The 24277-nt window shown below is 37.1% G+C and carries 22 protein-coding genes; 1 reads left to right on the top strand and 21 read right to left on the bottom strand.

Features of this window, described 5'->3' with window-relative positions:
* The 3 genes from M472_RS44895 to M472_RS30455 all read right to left on the bottom strand — a co-directional run.
* A partial coding sequence (locus tag M472_RS44895; protein ID WP_200859606.1) for a LuxR C-terminal-related transcriptional regulator occupies positions 1-209 on the bottom strand: 209 nt, incomplete at its 3' end.
* Between the two features lie 349 nt (positions 210-558).
* A complete protein-coding gene (locus tag M472_RS30450; RefSeq protein ID WP_021069665.1) occupies positions 559-2358 on the bottom strand; it encodes a serine/threonine-protein kinase in 1800 nt (599 codons plus the stop codon).
* A gap of 3 nt (positions 2359-2361) precedes the next feature.
* Positions 2362-3930 carry a P-loop NTPase fold protein gene (locus M472_RS30455; RefSeq protein ID WP_144062676.1) on the bottom strand — a complete coding sequence of 523 codons (1569 nt, stop codon included), beginning with the start codon at positions 3928-3930 and terminating at the stop codon, positions 2362-2364.
* Between the two features lie 281 nt (positions 3931-4211).
* Between M472_RS30455 and M472_RS30460 the strand changes: the two genes are divergently transcribed.
* Positions 4212-5105, top strand: a complete 894-nt coding sequence (locus tag M472_RS30460) for a hypothetical protein (RefSeq protein ID WP_144062677.1) — start codon at positions 4212-4214, stop codon at positions 5103-5105.
* Between the two features lie 62 nt (positions 5106-5167).
* Here M472_RS30460 and M472_RS30465 read toward each other — a convergent pair whose 3' ends face one another.
* From M472_RS30465 to M472_RS30540, 18 genes are read right to left on the bottom strand one after another with little or no spacing between them, the layout of a single operon-like run.
* Positions 5168-6439: a hypothetical protein gene (locus M472_RS30465; RefSeq protein ID WP_021069668.1), complete on the bottom strand. Its 1272-nt coding sequence runs from the start codon at positions 6437-6439 to the stop codon at positions 5168-5170.
* Positions 6440-6441: 2 nt separating this feature from the next.
* Positions 6442-7743, bottom strand: coding sequence for an ATP-binding protein (locus tag M472_RS30470; RefSeq protein ID WP_021069669.1), 1302 nt, complete (start codon positions 7741-7743; stop codon positions 6442-6444).
* A 30-nt stretch (positions 7744-7773) separates the two neighbouring features.
* Positions 7774-8256, bottom strand: a complete 483-nt coding sequence (locus tag M472_RS30475; protein ID WP_021069670.1) for an eCIS core domain-containing protein — start codon at positions 8254-8256, stop codon at positions 7774-7776.
* 10 nt (positions 8257-8266) lie between these two features.
* Positions 8267-8692 carry a hypothetical protein gene (locus M472_RS30480; protein WP_021069671.1) on the bottom strand — a complete coding sequence of 142 codons (426 nt, stop codon included), beginning with the start codon at positions 8690-8692 and terminating at the stop codon, positions 8267-8269.
* A 12-nt stretch (positions 8693-8704) separates the two neighbouring features.
* Positions 8705-11455 (bottom strand): contractile injection system tape measure protein, encoded by a 2751-nt coding sequence (locus tag M472_RS30485; RefSeq protein ID WP_021069672.1) that lies wholly within the window; start codon positions 11453-11455, stop codon positions 8705-8707.
* 9 nt (positions 11456-11464) lie between these two features.
* Positions 11465-13384: a hypothetical protein gene (locus M472_RS30490; RefSeq protein WP_021069673.1), complete on the bottom strand. Its 1920-nt coding sequence runs from the start codon at positions 13382-13384 to the stop codon at positions 11465-11467.
* Positions 13356-14132, bottom strand: coding sequence for a hypothetical protein (locus M472_RS30495; RefSeq protein WP_144062678.1), 777 nt, complete (start codon positions 14130-14132; stop codon positions 13356-13358). The genes M472_RS30490 and M472_RS30495 overlap by 29 nt, the downstream gene beginning before the upstream one ends.
* Positions 14113-17136 carry a hypothetical protein gene (locus M472_RS30500; protein WP_021069675.1) on the bottom strand — a complete coding sequence of 1008 codons (3024 nt, stop codon included), beginning with the start codon at positions 17134-17136 and terminating at the stop codon, positions 14113-14115. The genes M472_RS30495 and M472_RS30500 overlap by 20 nt, the downstream gene beginning before the upstream one ends.
* Positions 17137-17173: 37 nt before the next feature.
* Positions 17174-17566, bottom strand: coding sequence for a GPW/gp25 family protein (locus tag M472_RS30505; protein ID WP_021069676.1), 393 nt, complete (start codon positions 17564-17566; stop codon positions 17174-17176).
* Entirely contained in the window at positions 17563-17862 is a 300-nt protein-coding gene (locus M472_RS44900) for a PAAR domain-containing protein (protein ID WP_031301525.1), read from the bottom strand. Before M472_RS44900 ends, M472_RS30505 begins: the two co-directional genes overlap by 4 nt.
* Positions 17863-17865: 3 nt before the next feature.
* On the bottom strand, positions 17866-19668 hold the full coding sequence (locus M472_RS30510; protein ID WP_144062679.1) for a phage baseplate assembly protein V: 1803 nt from the start codon (positions 19666-19668) through the stop codon (positions 17866-17868).
* Positions 19669-19673: 5 nt separating this feature from the next.
* Positions 19674-20303 carry a CIS tube protein gene (locus M472_RS30515; protein ID WP_021069679.1) on the bottom strand — a complete coding sequence of 210 codons (630 nt, stop codon included), beginning with the start codon at positions 20301-20303 and terminating at the stop codon, positions 19674-19676.
* Entirely contained in the window at positions 20303-20464 is a 162-nt protein-coding gene (locus M472_RS45965) for a DUF5908 family protein (protein WP_021069680.1), read from the bottom strand. The genes M472_RS30515 and M472_RS45965 overlap by 1 nt, the downstream gene beginning before the upstream one ends.
* The gene (locus M472_RS30520) at positions 20455-20907 is read right to left on the bottom strand and encodes a phage tail protein (RefSeq protein ID WP_021069681.1); all 453 of its coding nucleotides are present in this window, start codon (positions 20905-20907) and stop codon (positions 20455-20457) included. Before M472_RS30520 ends, M472_RS45965 begins: the two co-directional genes overlap by 10 nt.
* A 25-nt stretch (positions 20908-20932) precedes the next feature.
* On the bottom strand, positions 20933-21382 hold the full coding sequence (locus M472_RS30525; RefSeq protein ID WP_021069682.1) for a phage tail protein: 450 nt from the start codon (positions 21380-21382) through the stop codon (positions 20933-20935).
* A 28-nt stretch (positions 21383-21410) separates the two neighbouring features.
* Positions 21411-22907, bottom strand: coding sequence for a phage tail sheath family protein (locus M472_RS30530; RefSeq protein ID WP_031301526.1), 1497 nt, complete (start codon positions 22905-22907; stop codon positions 21411-21413).
* 15 nt (positions 22908-22922) lie between these two features.
* Positions 22923-23642, bottom strand: a complete 720-nt coding sequence (locus M472_RS30535; protein ID WP_021069684.1) for a hypothetical protein — start codon at positions 23640-23642, stop codon at positions 22923-22925.
* Positions 23636-24178: a Pvc16 family protein gene (locus M472_RS30540; protein WP_021069685.1), complete on the bottom strand. Its 543-nt coding sequence runs from the start codon at positions 24176-24178 to the stop codon at positions 23636-23638. Before M472_RS30540 ends, M472_RS30535 begins: the two co-directional genes overlap by 7 nt.
* Between the last annotated feature and the right edge of the window lie 99 nt (positions 24179-24277).

The following is a 24277-nucleotide window of genomic DNA, read 5'->3' on the forward strand; positions in this document are numbered from 1 at the left end:
GTATACGAGGAGAACAGCTCGGACAGAGCAGACGTTTCGAAGCCCAGAAGTTCCTGAAAGGAGTATTCGCTGCCTGCAAACAGCTGCATATAGGTATTGACCGTATTGCGGGAAATACCCAGAACGGAACCTATTTTACGGTTACTGTAACCGTCCAGATGTAATGTGAGTATTTGTTTTAAGTCCATCGGATCAAGTTTGTTGGCCATATCGCTGTATTTAGAGCGACAAGGTAATTCTTTCCCGATCTTTTTGAAGTGGCACAATTCGAACCGTAAAAAACGGAGCGATGGAAGAAAACTAAACCACTAAAGTGGCATCATTTGAACCGTAATAGCTGGCACCATCCGACCGAAATGACTGGCACAAATCAAACCGTAATATCCAGATTGGCTGACCGACTAAATTTTTGAAGTATCTTTCATCTCTCATATTTGAGTTTGTGGTAAAACCAAAATATGAAAAAGGAGCTTCCCTCATCTGAAAGCTCCTTAATTTATTTTTTTGTCGGTTAGTAGTGATAATTTTTGTATTAATATTTTATCACGTCAAAAAAATTTAAGCATTTACTTCCTTCATACCTAAAATTTGTGCTAGCGTATTTGAGACATCAAACACTTTGTCTAATCTCAACTCTACCATATTGCCTACATAATTAGGTTCTCGTAGTACATCTATGACGTCACCTTCAAATATATAATGTGGCTTTGCCAATTGCAGAGCATGTTCTCTAAATTTTTGGAACTGACCATAATTAATGAATTTTATCGAATAATGCGAATCATCAACCTTCGAAAAGCTAATATTCCATTTCTTCTGAAACAGGTGTAATATCTGCGCTATATTTAGTTGTTCTCTCAAATGCGAACTACTATTCAATCTAATATCATCTTCATTTTCTTCATACCATCTAGTCCTGTCCCAATTGATTGCAATATGGTCTTCAAATCTAAATTCAAACCTTCCTCCTAATCCATTAATTCCCTTTGATAAAGCATCGCTATTCTCGTAAATCCTATCTTTCAAATATGAAGCTATCCAAATTATCGGGCTATTTTTTAGATTTTTTTTAGTAAGTATTTCAATCTCGGATATATAGCCCAAAATATTTTCGCATCCGTATTCGGAACACGAAGAGAAATATTTCAAAATCTGACCCGTCAAATCCACTATTGAGTATCCTTCACTCTTCAGATCATATACTTTTAGGATATCAGACATTTTGGTATACAACAATTTATACTTCTCTATTTCCTCAATACTCCAAGTCTGTGACCTAGTATTTGCATTGTAATACTCACTCTCACGTAAGAAACGGAGCTTACATTCTTGAAGTATTTGCTCCTGTACAAAGAGTTTGTAAACGAAATCACTTACGGTATAACCAACTTTCATATGCCAGTTATAATTATATCTATTAATCTCTTTAGCTGTATGGGTCTGGAATAGATATTTACCAAATAAAATATCTTCACTTGCTCGTTTATAGATTTCTCTTAATGTTGTATTCTTCATTTTTTGTGGGGGACCAAACATTTCGAGATCATCCCTAATATCAGCAAGATTCTTCTTCAGCTTCTGATAAATAAATTTTATTTCAGCTATCACACTATCAATAGCTATTCGTTCCTCAGCTACATTCCTAATCATGCTTTCAACTAGATTATCTAATTCATAAAACAAAGGATAGCTATCTGCTATTTTTTTGAATTGAGAGCCTGTGGGATTTTGCTTGGTAAAACATTCGTTTATAATCAGTCCTAGTGCATAGATATCAGCAGCCTCATAAACATTAAGTGCATTATTTTTAAGTTTTTGCTCAGGTGCCATATAGTTTCTATTCGCTAGCCAATCGTTCTTTTTGGTCAAGCCAAATTCCTTGAAATGGGCGATTCCAAAATCAGCCAGCACTAGATTATTACCATCTATGAGTATGTTCTCCGGTTTGATATCACGATGCTTGATTCCTTTTTTATGGATATATTTAACAGCAGCACATAATTTCAGTATATACTTGATAAGCACATCTGCATTTTTCTGCTCATCGATAACCTGTCTCAAAGTCTTGGAATAGTATGGCATTATGTAAAACGGTATCCCTTTATGATTACCTTCAGCAATTACCTTCACAATATTGCGATGGGTTGTATGTTTGCTAAAGGAAGTTTCGGCGTTGAAACGGGCAATTTTATTACCAGACTTATCATTTAGCAAAATTTCTGATTTAATATACTTAATCGCATACTTTTGTCCACCAGATTCCGCCGTCCATACTGCACCTGCCCCACCTTCTCCCTTTTTCTTATCAAATTTATACTCGGCACCTTCTACTTCGATTGTTTGATTTTTTTTAAACATACCTTATTCTAAAACCCCTAACTTTTTTAATTTCAAAAGTGTCTTAGATAACACATCATATGGATTCAGCTCAATTTCTTCACTTTCACTATCTATCTGTTTAGTTGCTTTTTGAAAAAGATACTCAATCTTATCCATCTCCCAATTATCTTTCATTTCGAAATGAATAAAACATTTTAGAGACTCAGCGTATTCGACTTTATATTCTTTATCTTCCAAAAGATCTGTTACCATTTTTTTTGTATTAGCCACAAATGGTATGGATTCTGTGATAATATAACGATGTATACGGCTATTATCTGAATGCTCTCCGGACATATTGTGATTTCTAGACTGATCATACAATTCGCCAAGCACATTCAAATTATCCTTAAAAATCTCAAGGTTTGGATAGTAACGTAAGAGAAATTGAAGTAACAATACAATAGGATAATTAAAATTGCTTAATCTTCTGTTATTAACATTAAGCAATATGTCTTTAAGATGAACTTCATCGACTTGTAATAAAGTTCGTAAATTAAGTAGTCTATTATTTATCAAGCTTATCAACAGCCATTCGAATACATATTTAAAATTAGTTTCTGCTTCGACCTGACTAACAAACCAACTCGAACTATCTGAGGTGAGTTCTCTTCTTATTCTACCCATAATTAAGCGGATGTGATCTTTTATAAACTGCCGATTATCAAAATCAAAAGGAGCATGCGAATAGAACTTGTCCAAGTTACCTTTAAAGTCTACACCTGCACCATACTTGTGTCGGTATATACGGCGGATATTTTCGATATCACACACGAAGATAATCTTATCGAAGTCAAACTTGTTATAGCCATTGCGATGCAGACTGTCTCCTCGATACTCGAACTGGGTGGAGAAGACATTGAAAAGACGAAAGATGTGCTCTGGATCCAGACGGTCTAGATCGTCTATGGCCAATATGACTTTATGATTTGATTTGTCTCGTAGACGTGCTATCAATTCCTTTATCTTCTCGGATATAGTATCCATCTCATAGGCGCTTCCCTCCTGTTCTATTAAACCATTTACAAAGGCTTCTATATCTTTGGTTTCATCTGGCTGTATACTCTTATGGAATTCATCAAAGTCCTTTACTGTGTCTCTAAAAGCCTTGAAGAAGCTACTTGAAGACTTGCCTATATTACCAAAGCAGGAAAGTATGGCTTCTATCCACGGTGTCAACGACATACTATCTCGTACAAACACCTGTGCTGTGAGCAGCTTACTGAAGTCTTCTTTTTGAAGATTAAGCTGGTTGCCATACTTACCAATGAGCTGTGTCAGTATATCAAACTTGATCAATTGAAATACATCCTCATTGGACGATACAGAATAATTGACGGGGTAAAGTTTTATGGTGTGATATTCGGCTTCCTCATCTTCGAATACTTTATTAAGGAATGTAGTCTTGCCCTGCCCAAATGGCCCAGAGAATAAGATACGGTGATTGTAAATGTCTGCAAGGTGATCTTTGAACTGCTGCTCTAAAGAATCTTGGTTAATAACAAATGGTTCTGTCTGTCCCGGTGTCATATGTATTGAAGTCTCCTCCAAGATACCTGAAATCTAATAATGAATCAAATAATATTGTACAATAATACAAGTATGATAAATAGCTATTGTACGGGAAACCGTAGCGCTATTGGTTCTACTAAAAAGAATCAATTGGTGAGTGGATCACACTTTTATAAAGAGTTATGATGCAAATCATTACACAAACACAAGTTATATAAAATGAAATAAGCTTATAGGGACAGATTCACAAAACATTCTGTATATTAGTTTTGTTTAACCAGAAGTTATACGCTATTGATCAGAATCTAAAAAGGAAAACTATGAATACTCATGCCGATAATATACAACAAAGCAAAGACCAAACTGTATCTCACAATCTACCTAAAAAACGAAGTGGTGATAATTCTGCTTATCAGTTTGTTGATAATCGCAGAGAAGCAAATTTTCTACGAACAATCCACGATGTTACCAATAATAGTCCTCTGTTAAAATCAATTACTCAATTAAAGACTAAAACAAACAATCATCTTGCAAACAATAAACCTAGTTCAATTCAACGTGTTGTTATTCAGTTTACTATTGATGAATTAGTTACTGCAGTATTAGAAGACAACCAAGCTGCATTTAGTAATAAATTGAGAGCAATGTATCCAGGAATGGACGAATTAATATCTTGTGAAGTTGCTTTTAAATTAGCTAGAAAAGCATTTTCAGAAGGTAGAATGGCTGATGTCCGAGAGATTTGTGTTATGGCTCACGAAACACGTCTACCTACTATGTGGGTGGGACACAGAGTGCCCCTTGCAGGAGGAGGTGAAATAGCGTCAGCGCACCCAACAAGTACTGTGGAAACGTTGGAGCATCATCCTCAACAGATGCCTATAGGTTCATCCGGAACTCATTATCGATCAACGGGGCACAATACTTTCAATAGAGGGAGAGCTACAGCAGTATATAAAGAATCAGGTGATCTTGACCAGAAAAGGGGAAGAGCGATATCTGCAACAATGCGATTTGCTGCGCCACCATTTGCAAATAATATTATTCAAAACCCAAATATTCCAGAAGCGGACAAGGATTTATTTAATAATGAGCGCGATAACATAAAGACTTTTCACCCGGATTACGATCCAACAGCAAAACAAGCTCGAAATGCGCCATGGGATATGACGAGACGGGGAGTAAGTCCAGCACGAAGTCTGCCTGATAATTAACAAAAAATAAACTGTGTTATCATAATATTTCCTTCCTCCTATCATTATGCATTTGAGATATTCTAAGGAATATCCTTTCTCTTAAAAATACGGATGACAAGTGGTAGAGCAAAAACTAAAAGTAATTGAAACAATATAATGTCCTTCAATGTAATTATCTTGGTCTTAGACCCCATCTCCTCTACCATGTAAATAAACATAATAATAAGCTCTGCGCCCATAATGATACTCACGGCTAAGGCATACAGGTAGTTTTGATTGATGTAATCGGAAAACCGCGGTGCTAGTATATAACATAATGCAAAAACAAGCAATAGAAAAATTATTCCCAATATTGCGAAAAAATACTCTTCCCAAATCTCGGGATAATCGGTACTGACCAATTTGTATATCGTAGAATAGCTGATGTCGTTTTCTTTTATTTCTGGAAAATCGGCTATTTCAAATCTAGCGAATAAAAACTGATTGCGAATCTTATAAAAAGAAGATAGATCCGCAGGCTTTACATATTCGCGGACGCCGGTACCTAATTCAACAGAATAAACACCATCGATCATTTCATATAGGCCGACAATGTATGTGTTATAGTCTTCAACTTTATGCGTATTGAAGGAGAAATACAGCTTTACGTCTCTAATCTGTTGTACTTTTATACTATCTATGGAGAGAGAGACTGATTTGACAAATTGGAATAATGATCTTTTGTCCTTAAAATCGAAGTCTGGAAGATAAAAGTTAATAGCAATCTCTTTGTTCTCCTGGTTTGGAAGGGCTCTTATATCTTTAAAAATAGCTTCTATCAATCTAATTTGTTCATTCTTCGTGTTAAGGAAGTTTTGTGTATGATCCGCACCGTGCTGTACAAAAACAAACTCTAAAATAGCAGCATCGGGCAGTAGGGCTAATTGAGGGTGTCTTTCTCTTTTTTTTAAGATATTATCACTGTTTTTGTCAATCCAATAGGTCTGATATATATACTGTCCACGGTATATTTCATTATAAATCTTGGCTACATAATCCTTCATAAACTCGTCATACTTCTTATCTCGGCTATCGATGGCTTTTTGCGCCCTTACATAGTCAAGAAAATTTTCGACAAAATCCGTATATGATAGATTCAGATTCTTGCTCAGCTCTTGGATGGAAGAAGAGCCTACAAATACGGTGTCCCGAATGGTATCCCGTACGACGATACTATCATGAAAGACTATAAATTTTAATCTATCAAAATCGCTTTCGATCGAACAATTTGGACATTGATAGTCCTGAGCAGATGCAGGTGGTGTATTGCTAAAGAATAACAGTAGGCTAATAAGTAGTAGTTGGAATCGCATATTTATCTAATTGTACCTTCTTTTTCGAGTTCTTTATGCATTGCTATCTGAAATAGATCTTTGGTAAGCAGCGGTTTTTCTAATGTGTAGAGCATCAAAGCGCAGCGCTGAACTACGTTTATCATGCTCCCTCCTGATAATTCCGCTTCGGAGGCGAAGACGAGTATGTCTTGTTCATCAGATCTTAACCACTCACTAGGAAGCATTTGCTTCCACAACTGTCTTCTAGCTTGCTTCTCAGGCATTGGAAAATAAAGGACTGACTGGAATCTTCGAAAAAAAGCTTCATCCATATTGTCTTTGAGATTGGTAGCTAAGACCACCATACCCGGAAAATCTTCAATACGCTGTAATAAATAGGCTACTTCTTGGTTGGCATGTCTATCGTTGGATGAATTGCCTTCGCTTCGTTGCCCAAATAAGGCATCGGCTTCGTCAAAAAATAGAATCCAATTCTGGTGCTCGGCCCGATCGAAAATTTTGGCGAGGTTCTTTTCGGTCTCTCCGATATATTTGGAAACAATCATGGACAAATCTACACGGTATACATCCATATCATGCTTCTTGCCGAGCAAAGATGCAGCTAGGGTTTTTCCTGTACCTGGTGGGCCGTAAAACAAGCAACGGTAGCCAGGTTTGATGTATTTATTTAACCTCCACCGGGATCGGATATCTTTTTCATTTTGTAGCCAAAGGGAAATGCTTTCCAGATCTTCGCGTAGGTGATGTGCTACGACCAAGTCTTCCCATTCTAGTTGCGTCTGCATGCGTTTGGCAGGAAAATCGCCGCTGTAATCCGGTCGATAGCTTTCATTGCCGAGCACTTTTGCCAAAAATTCTTCTGATACAGTTAACTTGCCACTCAAAAATGGTTCACCCGCTCCTTGACCTTCTAAGCGCAATATATTTTCCGTGTAAAACCAATGCGTTCTACTAAAGAGACGGGTCACTAAGGGGCGACTTTCTGAATGGTCTATAGATAACAAAAATGCAGCAGATTCTCCAGTGGGCAAAAAACCACTGTGAGACACTCCTTTCCATCCTCCAAATTCGGTATATGGCCGATCTAGCTCTTTGTTATGGATAAAAAATAAGTCTAATGCCTGTGGGTGGATATGTGGTGTGGCGGCCAATAGCAAAATGATGGTTTCTTCCCAGGTGAGCTCTCTTCCAGTCAGTCTAGACAGCTCATCGCTATCTAACGGAATATCCCGGAGGGAACTGTATTCGCTTTCATGCTGAAAGTACAGCGAGAATGCTGTGTGCAGCAGCTGGGAGATTTGAGATAGTATTAATTTTGTCATTCTCTATTTTGTTTCGTCGAATCGTAGTAACTACTCTAAAGGGGCTAATCGGGAAGAAGAACTTTCAATACCGCTTGCTTTTGCCCCCATGACATCTGCTTCTTTCTCTAATGCTTCGTTATCATTTACTGCTATATTTCCTTTCATTTGTAGGGTAGGCTTTACCCTCCCCTGCTTTTGCTGCACGACATGCCAAGCCTCATGGGGTAAGTGCTTTTCCTGCCCGGGTGCGACATGGATATCTGTGCCCTGAGCATAGGCATGTGCTTGCAGTTGCGCTGGCTTTACGGAGTTGTAATGTACTTTTACGTCATCCATACTGTAACCGGAAAGACTTTCTATACCATTTTTTAAATTATCTGGCAAACCGGTACTATTAGATTGGCTCTCCATCCCTCTTCGTTGAATTGCATTGTCTTTATATTTTTGTAAGATACTAGATGAACGTGCTTGATTACTTGCCTTCTCGTTCGCAGAATTCTCTAATGGTTCTTTTTGAGCAATAGATTTCATAAGCTTATTATTACTTGGTAAAAGGATGTACAAAATATGTGTGGAATTGTTTTCCCATATTATACAATAATCCATGTCCCTGACTGGCTAGTACATGGGAATTCTCCGCCTTTAGCGTATCCCATAGTCCTGCATTCTCCGTTATTAATTTTTGTCTCAACACTAGCTCATGTTCGGGCGACATGGGAATATTGTTTCTATACATCATATGGTTCATACCTTTAAATATACCCTTTGAATGAAAATTCTTAGAGATAAGGTTGCTGTATAAATCTTGGCCTAGTTTTATTCTTGGATTTCTCTGTGCAACCGGGGTATGAGTGCTGTTAGCATTAGCTTTTCTATATGTTTGTAATATTTGACCTATAGAACCTTGGTTCTTTGACTTTCTTTGAGCTGTTTCTTGCTCATCTCTTTTTTGAGTTTCAATTTTCATAAGTTTAATTTATTACCTCCAATTAGTTAAGATTGTTTTCTCCATCCATTGAAACCTGATGGTTTTATAATTCCAAGATACGTAATCTAATAGCATATCGAAAGCCTTTTGATCAATGGACAGCTCTAAGACGTCGTCCTTCGTGTAAAGTAGGCCTCCTCGTTGTAAAAATCCTTCTCGCAATGCTCCTATTGTCTTTACTTTTTGCCAATGCATCAGAATAGAGGCTAGCATTTGATTAGATACTTCCATCTCTTCTTTGGTCAAATCCAAAGAATTCGGAAGCGCTTTATCTATTCTTATCCCTGTTAAAATCTTATTGAAATATAATTCATGCTCCGGGTATTCGGTATTTCCGAAAATTAGGTATTGAATCAAAAAAACAGCTCTTATTTGCTTTTCCTGATTGCAAAACTGTCCGTTTTCGGTGTACTTTAAAATGGAAAATAACCGTGGCAAATAAGCCGCAATTAATATGACCCCGGCATTATGAACCTCTCGAAATGTATTAATATCGGCTACCTCATCATTATCGTTGTCCTGCTCCATAATACGCTGTAACTTTTCTTGTTGAATGGCAGCTTGTAATAAAGGACTACGCTCTGATAAAATCGTCAATTGTTGTAAACAATCACTCTTTTGGTTTGGCACCGGGACTTGACCGAGTAACCAAGAAAGTATAAAACGTAAAATATCTAACTGTGAATGGCCTGAATGGGAACTCCTATAGCGTCCAAGGACAAACAACATATGTTTCTTATCAATCCGTAAGACTGTCTGCCTATCGAACACTCCTAAAATACTAGCTAAAAGATCTAAGATGGGGTGTATGAATGCGTTTTCAGCAGCCTCATCAGCTGAATTTGATTTCGGATCATTGATCGGATCTTTTTTGTTAATAACCACTGCGTATTTTCGAAGGTCATTTAAAACCTTAAATAAATCATAAGGCACTTGATATCCAACATCGCCTATATTGTCTGTTAGGATCTTAATTATGACATCTTTCTTAATGTTATAATGGTCGGAAAGCTTTGCCAGTACCTGCTCTACAAAATACTTCTTATTCAATGACTGCCGATAGCCGCCCAGCAATGTCTGTAAAATGAAAAGCCACTTTATAGTTGTGAACTTCCCTCCTAATTTTAGGGCTGTAAATTTACTGTTTTCAAGTAGATCGAGATAGGAAGCGTAGTGGATAATCCATTCAGCATCTTTTTTAAAGTTTACTTTAATAAAATGCTGAAGTGCTATAGGATCTAGTCTTTCGATGAACTTTATACCTTCTGTCGAAGATTCTACCCATTCTTTTAGTCTATCAATCTGGTCTACAGTCAACACAACTTGACGTCGAATGGCTAAAATAATATGATCTTTATGAACAGAAACCAACCCCTTTGATTTTGTTGGGGATGGTTCATATTTGTTTAACAGCTCTTTCCAGATACTCAAAAGCACTTTGTCATTTTGAAACACCTTATCACCTATGCTCCAATAATTCAACAATTGAATAGCTTGTAAATTATAATGGGCAGCAATTTTTAAAATAACCTTTTCGACAAAATACTTTCTATTAAAATTAGCCCCGTTATTCTGAAAGAGAATGGGAAATATAATTTGCCACTTTAATAAACGAAATTCGCCCCCGGCTTTCCCTTGTAATAAGCCCTTTTGTTGATTTTGGTCTAAGACAGATGTATAATTGCGAATAAAAGGGGCTTCATTAGGTATTACAAAGTCTACCAGGGTTAGTATCTCCTGCTCATTCAACAATTGTAGCAAATAAATGGAGTTGTCACTTTTTAACAACTGGATCAACGTGTTCTTTTCTCTTTTTAAGCCGTCTAAAAGGGTGCCTTCTATCTGGGCAATCAATTGAATCCAATGCCGCCAATTTTTGCGTTTAACGATACCTCGCTTCTCTTCTTGAAAGAGATTTTGCAAGATCAGATATAGCTCGCCTGAAATATGATCTTCGTTTTGATCTGTCCATAGCAACCGCAAAAGGTGATTATAATTAATATTATAATGATTCCCTATTTTTACGATCGTCTGTTTGACAAACATCTTCTTATTAAAATAAGTAGTCTGCATGGTCAACACATAAGCGTAAATGACCTTCCACACGGCGTACTGATAATTGGTTTCAGTGATTTGCGGTTGGGTCAAACGCTTATACTTTTGTTTTAAAGCCTTTATATAGCTAACAATAAATTGGCTATCATTCGGAGCCAGTAACTTGATACCCGCATAAAGTGATTTTTCTTCTAATTGGTAAATAATCCGTTCCTGCAAACTTGTATAATGGCCGTGAGTACGTAGAAATTTATATAACGCAGCACTATTATTTTTTAGGATTTCTAAAAATAAATCCTGTAAATTGAATGAACTATCGCCTGGTCTCCAAAGTAGATGCCCGTGCAGTAAATAATGGAATAACAACTCGGTTCGATCGCGTCTTGCTTTTGTAATGACTTCCTCTCCTTGGTGTTTTTTTACAACCTTTATTAACTCTCGTTCAAGGATGGTCTCGTATTGTACAAGAAATTCTTTTTTGAAATTATTAGCTCCAATTGGCGGTAAATCTAATATGAGCTTATCAATTTCTAAATGCACATTTGGATTGCTCCACTCCAATAATACCCGATCGGTCACGCGTTCTAATAGGTCTGACCAGGCTGTATTAAAATCAGCATGCAAATCCCGAAAAAACGATTCGTCTTTTCCGATGAAATTTAATGTTATCTTATCGACCTGATTCACTTTCTACAATTAAGATGCTTTGCGAATATTCAGAAATGACGTAAGAACCGCCGCATGGACAGTTGCTGCTTGACCATCGTTAACTGCCATAGCCCGTCGCCATGCAGCGTAGGTAATGTGGAAGTTCTCCAAATCGTCTTGTGCTAAACCATGCAACCTATAGCGTAAATGAACAGGAAATCTATCGTATAAAAACTCATCTAAAAATCTGTCTATTTGAAAGGCGGTATTGTGGGGATCGATCAGATCCTTAGGGTAAACTATCGAAATCAAATCTTTATCATCGTCTTGTCCTAATAAAATATATTCAATAAAATAGAAGCGCTGTTGGTGCTCCATTCTATTCATTTGACGGATAAAATGAATAAAGAGATAGGCTTGTTCAATGATTATATCGCTATCGGAGCAAAGTAAGCTCATCTCTATTTCCAGTCTTCCGGTGGGACTTCTAAATAATAAAGAGTAATCATCTCCTTCAACTTTCAATTTATAATTTTCTACATCTGTACCGTATATTAAAATATCTTCGGGTAAAACAGCATGCCATATCAGAGATAACATATCTTTCATTTTACCAAATACATCTTCGTCGCTCTCAGCAATAGGATACACTATAACCGGTATACTTTGATAATAATACTGTTCGTCGACCAGAAGAAGGCTTTTGTACCTTTCTTTGAAGAGTTCGTTGCTGATGACGCGCACGCCTCTAAAGTGAAACGGTCTACGATTGGTAAATCGCAAAGAGATTATTTCCTCGAGCAGGTCTTGAAGACTACAAATGCTATTGGGATCGTAGATGTTGCAGGCCCGAAACCGATGCTCATTAAGTTGGGGTAATCTGCTGATCAACCGAGCTCTTTTGGAATTCAGGCTGTCTGTATCCAAACTTCCGAAGAGGTGCTGTGTGTTTTCATCGTAAATAGCATCTAACATGTTTAGATATGCAAATTTCTGAACACTGTTAAATCTTTCTTTTTGAAAGGCAATAGCGGCTGCTTCTTGTTTCTTTTCATCAATAATTTCTTCTCCGTTTACGATTTGAACGTTTGCTATTCGCGATGTCGGCACCACTGCGCCAATGTCAAATAATTGATGGACGCTATCCATCTTTTGCAAATGATTGGCCATTAAATAGTCAAAATTCAAGAGATACCCCTTTAGCTGTAATACCCGGGCCTTGTAATCTGGATCTTCGTGTGAGGGTATGCCTCTTTTACTAATGCCGTATAGCTCTGGAAAGTCATATTGAATAGTTTGGTAGTCTGGTGTAAACAATTTGCTTTCGTCCATGTCTTCCTGCGCTGAAAACGTTGGAAAATCGTAGCTATTGTGATGTCTATACTTGCGTGATTGATACAAGTTTTTGTTAGGTACTTGACTAAATGCAAAATGAAATACATTGCCCAAGTTTTCTCCTAGATTTCGATTCTTATGGTATAGCGCTTTAACCTCTTTTTCTAAGGTATAAATACCTGATCTATCATACCCACTATTGCGCTGTAGAAATATATCATAGCTCCGATCTATCTTATTATAATACACTTCGACTCCGGAGACTCTCGCTCCAAAAAAATCAACAAAGAGTTCTTCATAGTCTTGTTCTGTTACCACCACTTTGGCATCGACCCGTATGCCTGAGGGATTTTCGAAGGTATACAACTGCTCTCTGGACTGTAGTCCCTTCTGGCTATAATCCTTGTCTTCTAGATTTTTGAACAGGTAATTTTCAAGAGAAAAAAGCTGCCGGAAATAAATATCATACAACCCATAGTTTAGGTAGTCTGCGATCGTTATACCCGGATCGTGGACGTTGTGATCTGTCCACAGATTTCCGCTTAACTCGATAATCCGATCTAAAGACCTTGACTGAAGATGGCTATAGTAATTGTCTTGAATATTACGTTTTTTGATTATCGGCTTTTTCATAGCTATGAAGAAGTGTTAGATTACAATTGATTAATGCTGAAGAATCATTATAATTGGTTTTGGTGCGTACCTGCAATTGGTAATTGACGGCCCCGTTCTTATCCTTTACTTTCTTCCAACGTAGTTTCAGACGATTGCCCCAAAAACCATAATGAGAACTAATGGTTCTTATTTTCCGACCACTACCAAAAGCTTGTGTCGCCCAACCTACTAAAACGGCGTACTTTCCATTCCCGCTCCTGCCGTGAACAGATGCCGAAACTTCCATAGCGTATACGCCATAGTTCAGCGCCGTAATCGTATGCCACTTGCCATCGGCGGCCATACCACTCACACTAGCTCCTTTTCTAACCCCACTAATGCTAAAATCGCCATTGATATTTAGATCGCCTTCAATATTAGTTGTTGGAGATCTAACTTCTAATACTTCTTTGCTTTGATTGTCACGTGAGAAGCCTTTCAAATAGTTCTGTAATACAAGCTTACTGTTTTGAAAGAAAAACTTCCAGGAAACTTTCTCTTCTTCGCATAACGTAATTATTGTTTTATTAGATCCTTTTGCTGTTAACTTTAACCCGTCATTATCACTTTTTGTATAGCCATCATCTAGCTTATTGACCGTTGAATCAATCAAATCACTAAAATCGGATTCTGTTGGTCTTTTTCCGTTTTTAAAAAAGTTTTTCAGCAGATCTCTACCACGTTCAGCCATTGTACTGTTCTTTAGATTAAATAATAAAATTGCCACCGATACTCATCTCTTTGACACCAAAGGTCGATAAGTGATCTTCTCCCCAATTAATGAGGTGATTGTTCGAAGGGACTAATACGGCATTGGGCTTGGATACAGTGATACTCCCGTCGCTGATTAACTGGTCTCCGATCAGAAAGATTGTTTCCTTGATAAACACATCGTTGTAGCTTTTACATAGCTGTATACCTATTAGGTCGTTAATTGCTATCAATTGTCCAAATTCATTAACTAGATCTTCATGTAGTCTTTTAAGACTAAACTGATGGTCAAAATCTGGACTCGTATTGGTAGCGAGCCAAGGAGCAATACTATTATTGATCATTTGTATTAGTTTTTTCATATTTCTTGCCGAGAAGTAACCTCTTAATGTAAACCGACACTTGATAATCAACTCCTCATACAATGGATTAATAACCCTTAAATTGTTTATATATGGTGAAATAAGTTGACGCATATAATTCTCAACTTCAAAGATCAGATAAGGTGAAGCTAATGGATACTTGGTGTTACTTGTATCATTTGTAGGTACGATAACCAGATAAAGGCTAAACTGATCGGAAGTAGCATGGGGCAAAGTAATGCACTTTACACTACCAATTTCAACGAATCGTTGAAGTATTAATTCTTCATAGTCTCGTCGTGTAACGGCTCTACCTCTATGTCTGTTATACGCTGATATTCTCAAAAATACTTCCTCCGCTGTTTCTTTATTTCTGCCACCATAAAAAGGTGTTATACGGTTTACTTTGCCGATTCCTGGAACTATAGCATCCTCCTCTATTTCTCCATCATTCGCGTTAAGAATTATTTCATCTTGGCTATCAACTGGTGTCACCAATTCTAATTTGACAACATTCGCATAAACGCCCCGTATTTCGGGAAAATGGATTTGATCGCAAGAATCGTAGTTTATTCTAACCCAAAGTAGCCCATCATGATCATACAATTCAGGTTCTATGTGTTCCGGAAAATGTAAAATCAATGCTCCGTTTATGAGTAAGCCCATGGTCTCATCCCTACTAATCAGACCTGGTGCCGCTCTCCTCCAACACAGGGGATTGCCTAAGTACAAACTGACATTGCCCAAAAAATCACGCTGTTCGTAAATTGATTTACTCTCTAAATTTTCTGTCTCGAAAGGGGATAGGTCGAAGAAAAGGCTAACATATTCTCCTGCGTTAATATTCTTCAGAGCGAATAAAATATTTCTCCCTTTCAGATTAGGAAGGAGTACGAGATCACTATTATCTATCTTGTTTTGATTCGAAAAATTATCTAAAGGTACTATTGGTGCAAAAAAAGAATGTCTATCATTATTCGAAAGCCCATAAGCTATACTATCCCTCGATTTATAATCTATAGTGATGCGATTGAGAATGGGCTGGACTGGAGGAGGAATTGTTGGATTTCTTTTCTTCCCTGAACTTTTTAGCAATTGTTCCGTAAATAGTTTACGATATGTTTCGTCCCCAAATCCAATTTTGGGCTGGTCCAGTGTTATCTGAATAAAGCCTTCTCTAGATTGCATAGAATAAACATACTTTTCTTCTTTTACATTTGTCGCAATCATCTTGTCGATATTCACGTTGCCTATTCTTGAAACTTGGGACAACTGCTTTGTCAAGGCATTATTCTCAAAAAGATTAAATGTCCTTTTTCCTTCTGGCGATTTCCACTCAAAGTCTAAAAGGTACTTGATATCAACTTTAAAACTGGTGTTGTCTATTCCCCTATGATAGTCTTTGTAATGTTCCTGCAGGTTCTCTGAATCCGACAATAATTTATCCCACTTCAAATTAATGGTTATTTCTGTGGTGTTTTTTATGCTTGATTCGTAGTTACCAATTATAAACCAAGATCCTTTATTAGCAGTTATACCAAATGGGAGAAATGGCGTTGAATTGTCTATCTTCCCTAACTCATTATATACCTGTACGTCAGCCACATTTTCGACGATTGCGCTTAGTTCGACTTTTCTTACGAGCATATTTGCCAATAAATCGATATCATACTTGGAAGAATCTAGATTGACAATAATATTTAGTACAGGACATTCGCTATCGAACCCCTGAATATCTTTTGAACATGCTACAACTGGATTAAACGACTCTGAAAGGCTAAAATTAAAACATATCTCTCCTGAGATCAGATCCATGTCGATCGTCTTATATTCAATTGTCTCCCAGCCAGACGCTGTACTAATGCTCAATTTAAATAATTCGCTGACTTCTATTTTTGATTTTACACTTGTTGAATATAAATCTTTGTTATCATTCTTTTTAAAATATAAAGTGGCTTTTACTGTGCGGCGACCCTCTTTTAGAAAAAGTATCGGACTTGAGACACGGACACCGACTTCGATATCTATCCCCTTGACCTCAACGACATTATTATCGAGAAGTAAATATTCCTGTACGTTATAACGGCTTATGGAAGGAATCGCCCTAGCACTGTTATCATTCAATAAATATAACTTTTCAATCGCTCCATTACCAATCTCGACATCTTTAAGAGATTGATATAAAGAAAGATGATCCCCTCGTCTTACTTTATACGTCGTGCCCTGAGGAAGCAATATGGATCTATCCGTTATATTCTCGAGAGATATCCAAACATTGTCGGGAATCATCCCGTGAGGCACAACGCCCAAAATACTTTCAAAATAATAATCCGGCAGCTTTGCCCAACGTTGGTTAAATAGATTAGCTGTTTCAGCCAAATTCTGTATAAAACTGATTACTAAAGACCAACTAGGGTCCATATCTCCATTCCATTCTTTATTTTTATATGCTTTAAGAATAGAGGTCTCTCCTTGTTCAAATAAGTCCCAAAAAAAATCATCTTTAGGGTGTGGTAACGAATCAGGATGGCACATCTTAATAAATGAGGCTATCTCTAAAAAATCTATTAGCAGCTTCTCCGGATTATCTTCAACAACCTTGGGAGAAATGATATTTTTAATTCTTTGAAATCGTTGAAACTGACTTAATCCGCTCATTAATTCATTTAAATTATTAATCCATCATAAATGACATCTAGGGTGTTAGGTAAAACGGAAACACTAGATTGTCTTCAATATTTGTAGACCGAATGATGTATTCTATTTTGATCCATAGTATTCCTTCGGCATCATGTTTGGTAACTACATCTATATTCGAAACTGTAATTCTCGGTTCTCCTTTGCTAATGGCATCTTTTAATTCGTCAGCGATTAGCGTTTTTTCTGTCGAATCGATTACAGAAAAGACCCATTTTTTTAGTGTGGAACCATAGTTGGCCCGAAAAATACGTTCCCCTTTATTGGTCGATAATAAGACATGAAGGCTCTCTCTGACATCTAATGTATACTCGGACATCTGAACACCATTCTTGGTAAACGATGGTGGAAAGGACCAACCTCTGCCTAAAAAATCTATTTTTTTTGTCATCCGCCTATTAAAACATTTACACAACCTAGTACTATGCTGCCCCCATGCGCACAGGGGTCGCCTAGTCTAGCTGCGGGTTTGCCTCCTATAAAAACTGTTTTTGAACCACTGACAATGCTGTCTGGTGGCCCGGTGCATACACATGCATCTCCAACTACCGCGGCTGGTAGACTACCTATTAAAACAGTGGGTATCCCCGGACCTATAATGGGACCTCCCACATGCGGAACAGGTGGTATTCCAGGGGTAACCATTGGACATAGGTGGAGGTCTGTAATTCTTGCTGCTGCTGACATTATTTAATTAATCATTACCATTGCTCCTTTAATAATAGTCTGGCCTCCGGCAGATATTTCCGATTTGGCACTTCCCTTTGCCGTAAAACCCACATCGGCTTTGGCTTCAATATTCATTGCTTTTAGATTTACCGCATTTTTCCCCTTAATACTTATATCTGTGCCCGCGCTTATTGTCAATTCTGTCTTGGCTTCCAGAGATATTGATTTTGCGGATTTTATAGATATTCCATCTGAATTCATAATGATCGTATTTTCATTTTGGTCCTGAATACTAATGCTTTTTCCTTTATCGTTAATCTCAATTGTATTTCCTGCTGGGGTACTCAAAAGGATTGATTTTTTTTCATCGTCAAAAATTAACGATAGCTTTTCTTTGGTAACTAAACTCTTTATGTAGTTTTCTTTTGTTATGACTTCCTTTGGTGGTTGTTTACTACTATATAGACTTCCTAAAATAACCGGATTGCTATGATTACTATCCAAAAAACCTATGATTACTTCATCCCCAACGTCTGGAATAAAAAAGCTTCCGTAACCATTACTCGACCAAAATGTAGCTCTTCGTGCCCAAATTTTGTTTACTTCAGTAGCTTTAAACAATGGTATCTCGACCTGAATATTAAACTCCTTGGTAGGATCTTCATCAATTTGAGAGACCTTACCTATCTGAATCGCGGAGATACTTCTTTGTAAGTCTTCGTCTTCATCAAATCTATAATCAAAACCTATTATGGCTTTTGTATTCCAATCTCCATTCTTTACTTCATGTTCTACTGCCCCACAGTAGGCGCTTCCATCCATATGCCTATTGACACCACTAATCTCGACTATGCAACCGTGTTTGATTGCTGCTGTTCCTTTACAACTAACTTCTCCACTGATGCGCTGCAAAGTACTAAATGTCATTTGGGATTCGGCCCATTTCTGGAGCGTTTCTCGGTTACAGAAGTCACTTGTCTGTAAGACCAGCTCGTTGATACCAAGTGCCTGAGCTAATTCTTTTGATGAGATGTCTCCTTGATTGTTGGTTTTGATCGAATCATTAGCAACCGTGACAGTCTCCAACTTTTGTTCTTTTTGATTCCATCCAAGAGCCTTGACCGAGGTAAATTGCTTTTTTACCTTCAACTGGCCCTTAATATCTATAATGTTATCCTTTAAGCTTAAATGGAACACGGGCTTCGAGGAGATTGATGGTTCGCTGATAGTAACTGTAGATCCTTCTGTCTGTACCACTAAGCCGTTTCTCTTGGCGCGTTCTAATATAAAATCCCAATCGGTATTGTTATGTTGCGTAATAGCTTGGTACTCGTATTTTGTTGCGCCTACAGAGGCGTTTACTTCTTTGTAAGTGGATAATATGTTTGACAAGAGGGATTGATCTTTTACCTTGGTGTATATAGATGACTTCTTGACTAGGGTAGAAAGATACATATGATCACGGCACCCTAACTTTATGCGAGAGCTCCCTCGAAGCTCTAAGTCTATATCCTGTTCAACAATAATTCCTTCAAATAGACTGGCTTCAGATTCCCCATTTAAATATCCTGCTTCTATACGTATCTTGTTGCCTGGTGTAAAGGCATTCTCCTCACTTTCTGTTTCATCGGTAGTACTACTGCTCCAAACCTTAAAGACAATCTCCGCCTTTCCAATTTTATTAACTTCTTTTCTTATCCAAATAGAATCGAGCAGTGATTTTGTTGTTAAAAGACTGTCATTGATGTATATGGATGTGGTAACCATGCCTTGAGCTGATGGGCCGTCATATATCGAAAAAAAACTTGATTTAGATGATGTCATTTGTATTAACGTACTAATTCATGAAATATAAGGACAGTACCAGGATCTACATTCCTAATACTTGATAATCCATTCGCTATCGCGACGTCTACGCAGTAAGAAGGATCTCCATAGGTCTTATCACAGTAATCCGCTAAGCTATCGCCTGCTGAAAATGTGACTACGCTTGCCTTATTATTGGCAGAAGCTTTTACAGTAGATTTTTCAAAAGATCCTACAAAAGAGAGTGTAATTTTTACTCGTAATGGACTCCCATCGGAATTGAACATGGTATAGTCATAGTCAATTGACTCGGCCCTACCGTGAAAAATAGTGGGACCCCAAATGATTTTTACGAGACCTGGCTCCTTCTTTTCTTGCTGCAACAAATAAACTGCCGACTCTAACTTTTCGATTCGCTGCACAATTGTTAATCCATCGGTCTGTGGAATAACACCAGTATCATCCATATAGATCTCAAAAGACATCTGCGATGGTTCATGATGCTTATACTTGGAAAAGTATTGATCACTGCCGAATGATGTTACATTCTCATAAGACACCTTTTTACTAATCCGCACCGAAGATGGATTAATCTGCGTGGAAAATAGACTTCCCCCACTTGACGAACCATCAATCTTTATTTTATCACTCATCAACGTTCGTTTTTGCGTAAATACTCACGATGAAGAAATTCTTTAAGTTCACTAACAATGTCTTTCTTCAAACCACTTATTTCTTCTTTTGAAACACCAGTCTTCTTACGATCCGGCTCTACTGTGGATTTCACATGTATCTCTTTGATTATTATCGGCATGGTATACGTTCTATTCTAGTATAAGATAATTCCAATATTTCTATCAAAACACTGTTCTTTTCTGAATCTAATGATTCAACTTCCCATTTGACGGGATAAACATTGTTACAATTCCAAGAATAAACAGGGGTTCCATCCTTTTGTAATAAATTTATAGTAATGGATACTGTAGTTATCGGATAACGGATGGAACCATTAAAAAATGAAGAAATCCAGACCACGTCATCTTTATTAACTGGCTTGAGTCCACGTTTCAAAACTAGGTTACTATGTTTTACATTTTTCGGGACTATATGTACATAATCATTGTTGCCACCTTCAATAATGGTCTCTGTTTCTAATTCGGAAGATAGTCCAGAAACTTCTTTGAAAGCAAAATCACCCCCTTGAATTTTTACTTGAAAGTAAAAGGCAACTGGTATATCCCAATTAAAAATCTTCATTCTTCCTGTTTTATAGTTGATTTATCTAACTGTTTTCAATTTTTAAGCCTTCATGCGCCACCTCTATTGTCTCAACAGCGACTTCGTTTCCATCAGATTTCATATCAGTCCCTGTTATTTTTGTAGGCCAAGCATTATTCAAGGTCCATACCATTGTGGGAGCTCCTGACTCGTCAAGCAGACTGATGGTCACTGTCTTGCGCTCAATGGTATTCATCTTTATCTGATTAAACCAATCCCAGAATGCATTATCTTTTACAAAAACTCCTTTCTTCAAAGTGACATTTCCCACTTTCTTGATTCCGGGCATTTTTATTGTTGAAAACTCTGGACTATTGCCATGTCGATATTCAATAATTTGTGCCTCTATATCTAATCCTGAAACCTCTTGAAAGGCTACCTCTGTATCTCCTAGCTTTACTTGAAAATAAAACTTCGGTAAAGGCCATACGTTGTCTTGTGCTTCTCCTGCCATAACTTTATAGTTCTTTATAAATTAATAATTAGCTTTTTTGCATTTGTTGTTGGAAAGTAATCTCAATAAATTCAGCAGGTCTCACTAATGCGACCAAAACTGTAACGCGCATGATACCATCCAAAATATCTTCGCCCGTCATTGTCTCACCTAAACCGATGTGAACACTGAAAGCATCATCGGGAATAGCTCCTGCTAAACCGCCTCGCTTCCATATACCATTCAAAAAATTATTAATCATACTTCGAACACTCACCCAGGTATTAGCCGTATTCGCTTCAAAAACATATGCTTTAGTAGCGTTTTTTATAGATTCTTCTAGCATCATCATTGTACGGCGAACATTGATATATCTCCAATCTGATGAATTACCATCTAGTGTTCTCGCCCCCCAAACTTTTACTCCTTCTCCTACGAAATAACGAATAGCATTCACTGCCTTGCCGTTGATTGGCATATTCAAATCCTCTTGTGTAGCGTGGGAAATGTTAATAATCGGAGCTATCACATTTGATAACCCTATGTTGGCCGGTGCTTTCCACACGTTCTTTGTACTATCTACCAATGTATAAATACCTGCCATAGCGGCCCCTGGAGGCAACAAGTTCAGTTGCAACTTTATCTCTGCTAGCAGATCAGCATAGAATTTGCTTTGATTACTCAATACCTTGTTAATTGTATTAATCTCATTAAATTCAAGTTGTCCATATTTATCTGCATCTATCTTTTCTATATATTCCAAAAGATGTGGGGAGCCGGCATTTAATAATTCCTTCAGCTTGGCCCAGCTTTCCTTTTCTATATTATTAAAATCTATCTCTTCGTCAGAAACAATAGAAGTAGACAACCAGGGATAATATGTAGCTCCAAAGTCTAAAAACTCGGTGCCCATTGCTTCTCTAAACTCATTCACAACATCTCCATCTTCACCTTTTCTATCTTTATAGCCATTATAAATATCTAGAATAGCAAAGCGATTGCGCATCGTCATACCACAATGTTTTAAAACAGCTGTTTGGATATCAAAGCAGTCTTGCTTATTCTCCAAGTTAACAGCTTCCGGAACGAGAACCATCGTCGGCTCTTGCTCCTCCAACAAAGTGTCTATCCCACTTATCAATTTTTCTTTCGATAACTCGTCTTCGTAAGTACCGACTGAAACTATGTAACACTGGCCTCCACCGTTGGCAAAAAAGAATCTCAGGTTATAATAAAGGTTATGGCGATCCTTTCTTTCTAGAACTCCGTATAATTTCTCTTTATCAGTCCCTTCTAGAGAAATATTAAAATTCTCTTCATCACCGTCTTTCAACTCAAACTTAGGTGACGGAGCGAATCCGAAATACTGATTAAACTCAGCAAGAGAACTTACTTTGAAAGGTTTATTTAATAAAGATTTACTTCCGTTTTTAGCTATCTGCGTATAGCCGATAAAAGCGGGTACAGCTGTCGCAGTCTCCACGACAGAATTTGGGAAAGCATTTTTCTCTAAAATGTACACCCCTGGGGTTTTCATAGCACACATATATGTTTATTTAAGTTATAAGTTATAATATTTGGTAATTGTAGTTTTAGATTTGTCAGGTGAAAAACTAGATGGATGCGGTATGTCTAATCTCGAGATTATTGTCTTTAGCCCATATTTATTTCGCTCTATCAAATTTATTTTATAACTGGTATCTTTCTTAAGTAAAACGGCGTCTGCTGTAGAAAAAGATATTGTATTTTCTCCTAGCAGCTCTGAATTCGGATCTTTATCAAACAACAATGATCCATCTTCTTCGATTAGTTCTAGATCATTGTGTTTTCTCTTAGTAATGAATATATATTGAAAACATTTTCTGACACCAGCAAAATGACAAGCTATTTTTGTTTGATCGGTTGAGTTCATAATTGTATCTATACGAACGATTGTTTGCTCTTCATTTAGTGGTGACGTGACAAAATAAAACGAATTGGAATTTACTTTCAGAAAAATCAGTAGACTTTCGCCTTCACTTCTAATTTGCTTATATCTCCTCATCGTATACGCATTGTGCTCGAGCAAAAAGTGTACTTTTTTAAACTCTTCTTTAAACCTGTTGTATAAAAGAGATTTACCAATTAAAATATAACTATCGTCGCGCTGCAAAAAATATAAATTATACTTATCAATCAAATCTTTGGATTTGATTGATAGTGTAATGGGAATATTTGCTGAATAATAATCATGTGTTAAAGAAACAGAGAAATACTCCATTTGATCGCTCCTATCTAACATAGATCTAAAATCCTTTCTTTTATTTCTTGATGTATTTGCATGACTCCATTACCATCAATATTAAATGAACGTATTCGGAGGACAATGGAAGGATTTAAATCACTAGAGCATATACTCCAGATGTTAGATAATTCACTTATACTTACATTGACAGGTTCAATAACAAGATATTCTGTACTATTAGGAAGATTTAGTTGATGATTTCGCTGTAATATATCTAATACTAAATCCATTATTTTCAATGAGCTTTCGTATCCACTTGATGGAAACACCACAGAAACTAGTACTAACAAATTAATACTCCATGAAGGATTGCCCTGTATAAACTTATTAGAAACTGATAGCCCAGCCCTACTCTTAAAGTTTATACCTGCGCTTGTGTCTCTTTCGACATTCAATAGCGTAATAAGTACTCTGCCTTCTTTCTTTTCTTTGGTAATGGAAGATATCTCTACTATATCCTTTACTAATCCGAATGAGGATTTCACCCCTTCGTTAAGGATTAACTTAAGTTTGGTAAGAATGTTATAAATCATAACTATTGTTTCATAGACGGTTACTCAAATATATATTAATTTTCAATAAAAAAGCAGCTAATTCTCGATCGACAATAATATATACCACTAGGTCCTATA

The sequence above is a fragment of the Sphingobacterium paucimobilis HER1398 genome (assembly GCF_000416985.1).
Classification (GTDB): Bacteria; Bacteroidota; Bacteroidia; order Sphingobacteriales; family Sphingobacteriaceae; genus Sphingobacterium; species Sphingobacterium paucimobilis.

Coding starts and splice junctions, on each gene's coding strand:
- M472_RS30450 (WP_021069665.1), bottom strand. CDS start 2,358: ATGTTTAAAAAAAATCAAACAATCGAAGTAGAAGGTGCCGAGTATAAA.
- M472_RS30460 (WP_144062677.1), top strand. CDS start 4,212: ATGAATACTCATGCCGATAATATACAACAAAGCAAAGACCAAACTGTA.
- M472_RS30465 (WP_021069668.1), bottom strand. CDS start 6,439: ATGCGATTCCAACTACTACTTATTAGCCTACTGTTATTCTTTAGCAAT.
- M472_RS30470 (WP_021069669.1), bottom strand. CDS start 7,743: ATGACAAAATTAATACTATCTCAAATCTCCCAGCTGCTGCACACAGCA.
- M472_RS30475 (WP_021069670.1), bottom strand. CDS start 8,256: ATGAAATCTATTGCTCAAAAAGAACCATTAGAGAATTCTGCGAACGAG.
- M472_RS30480 (WP_021069671.1), bottom strand. CDS start 8,692: ATGAAAATTGAAACTCAAAAAAGAGATGAGCAAGAAACAGCTCAAAGA.
- M472_RS30490 (WP_021069673.1), bottom strand. CDS start 13,384: ATGAAAAAGCCGATAATCAAAAAACGTAATATTCAAGACAATTACTAT.
- M472_RS30500 (WP_021069675.1), bottom strand. CDS start 17,136: ATGAGCGGATTAAGTCAGTTTCAACGATTTCAAAGAATTAAAAATATC.
- M472_RS30505 (WP_021069676.1), bottom strand. CDS start 17,566: ATGACAAAAAAAATAGATTTTTTAGGCAGAGGTTGGTCCTTTCCACCA.
- M472_RS44900 (WP_031301525.1), bottom strand. CDS start 17,862: ATGTCAGCAGCAGCAAGAATTACAGACCTCCACCTATGTCCAATGGTT.
- M472_RS30510 (WP_144062679.1), bottom strand. CDS start 19,668: ATGACATCATCTAAATCAAGTTTTTTTTCGATATATGACGGCCCATCA.
- M472_RS30515 (WP_021069679.1), bottom strand. CDS start 20,303: ATGAGTGATAAAATAAAGATTGATGGTTCGTCAAGTGGGGGAAGTCTA.
- M472_RS45965 (WP_021069680.1), bottom strand. CDS start 20,464: ATGCCGATAATAATCAAAGAGATACATGTGAAATCCACAGTAGAGCCG.
- M472_RS30520 (WP_021069681.1), bottom strand. CDS start 20,907: ATGAAGATTTTTAATTGGGATATACCAGTTGCCTTTTACTTTCAAGTA.
- M472_RS30525 (WP_021069682.1), bottom strand. CDS start 21,382: ATGGCAGGAGAAGCACAAGACAACGTATGGCCTTTACCGAAGTTTTAT.
- M472_RS30530 (WP_031301526.1), bottom strand. CDS start 22,907: ATGTGTGCTATGAAAACCCCAGGGGTGTACATTTTAGAGAAAAATGCT.
- M472_RS30535 (WP_021069684.1), bottom strand. CDS start 23,642: ATGTTAGATAGGAGCGATCAAATGGAGTATTTCTCTGTTTCTTTAACA.
- M472_RS30540 (WP_021069685.1), bottom strand. CDS start 24,178: ATGATTTATAACATTCTTACCAAACTTAAGTTAATCCTTAACGAAGGG.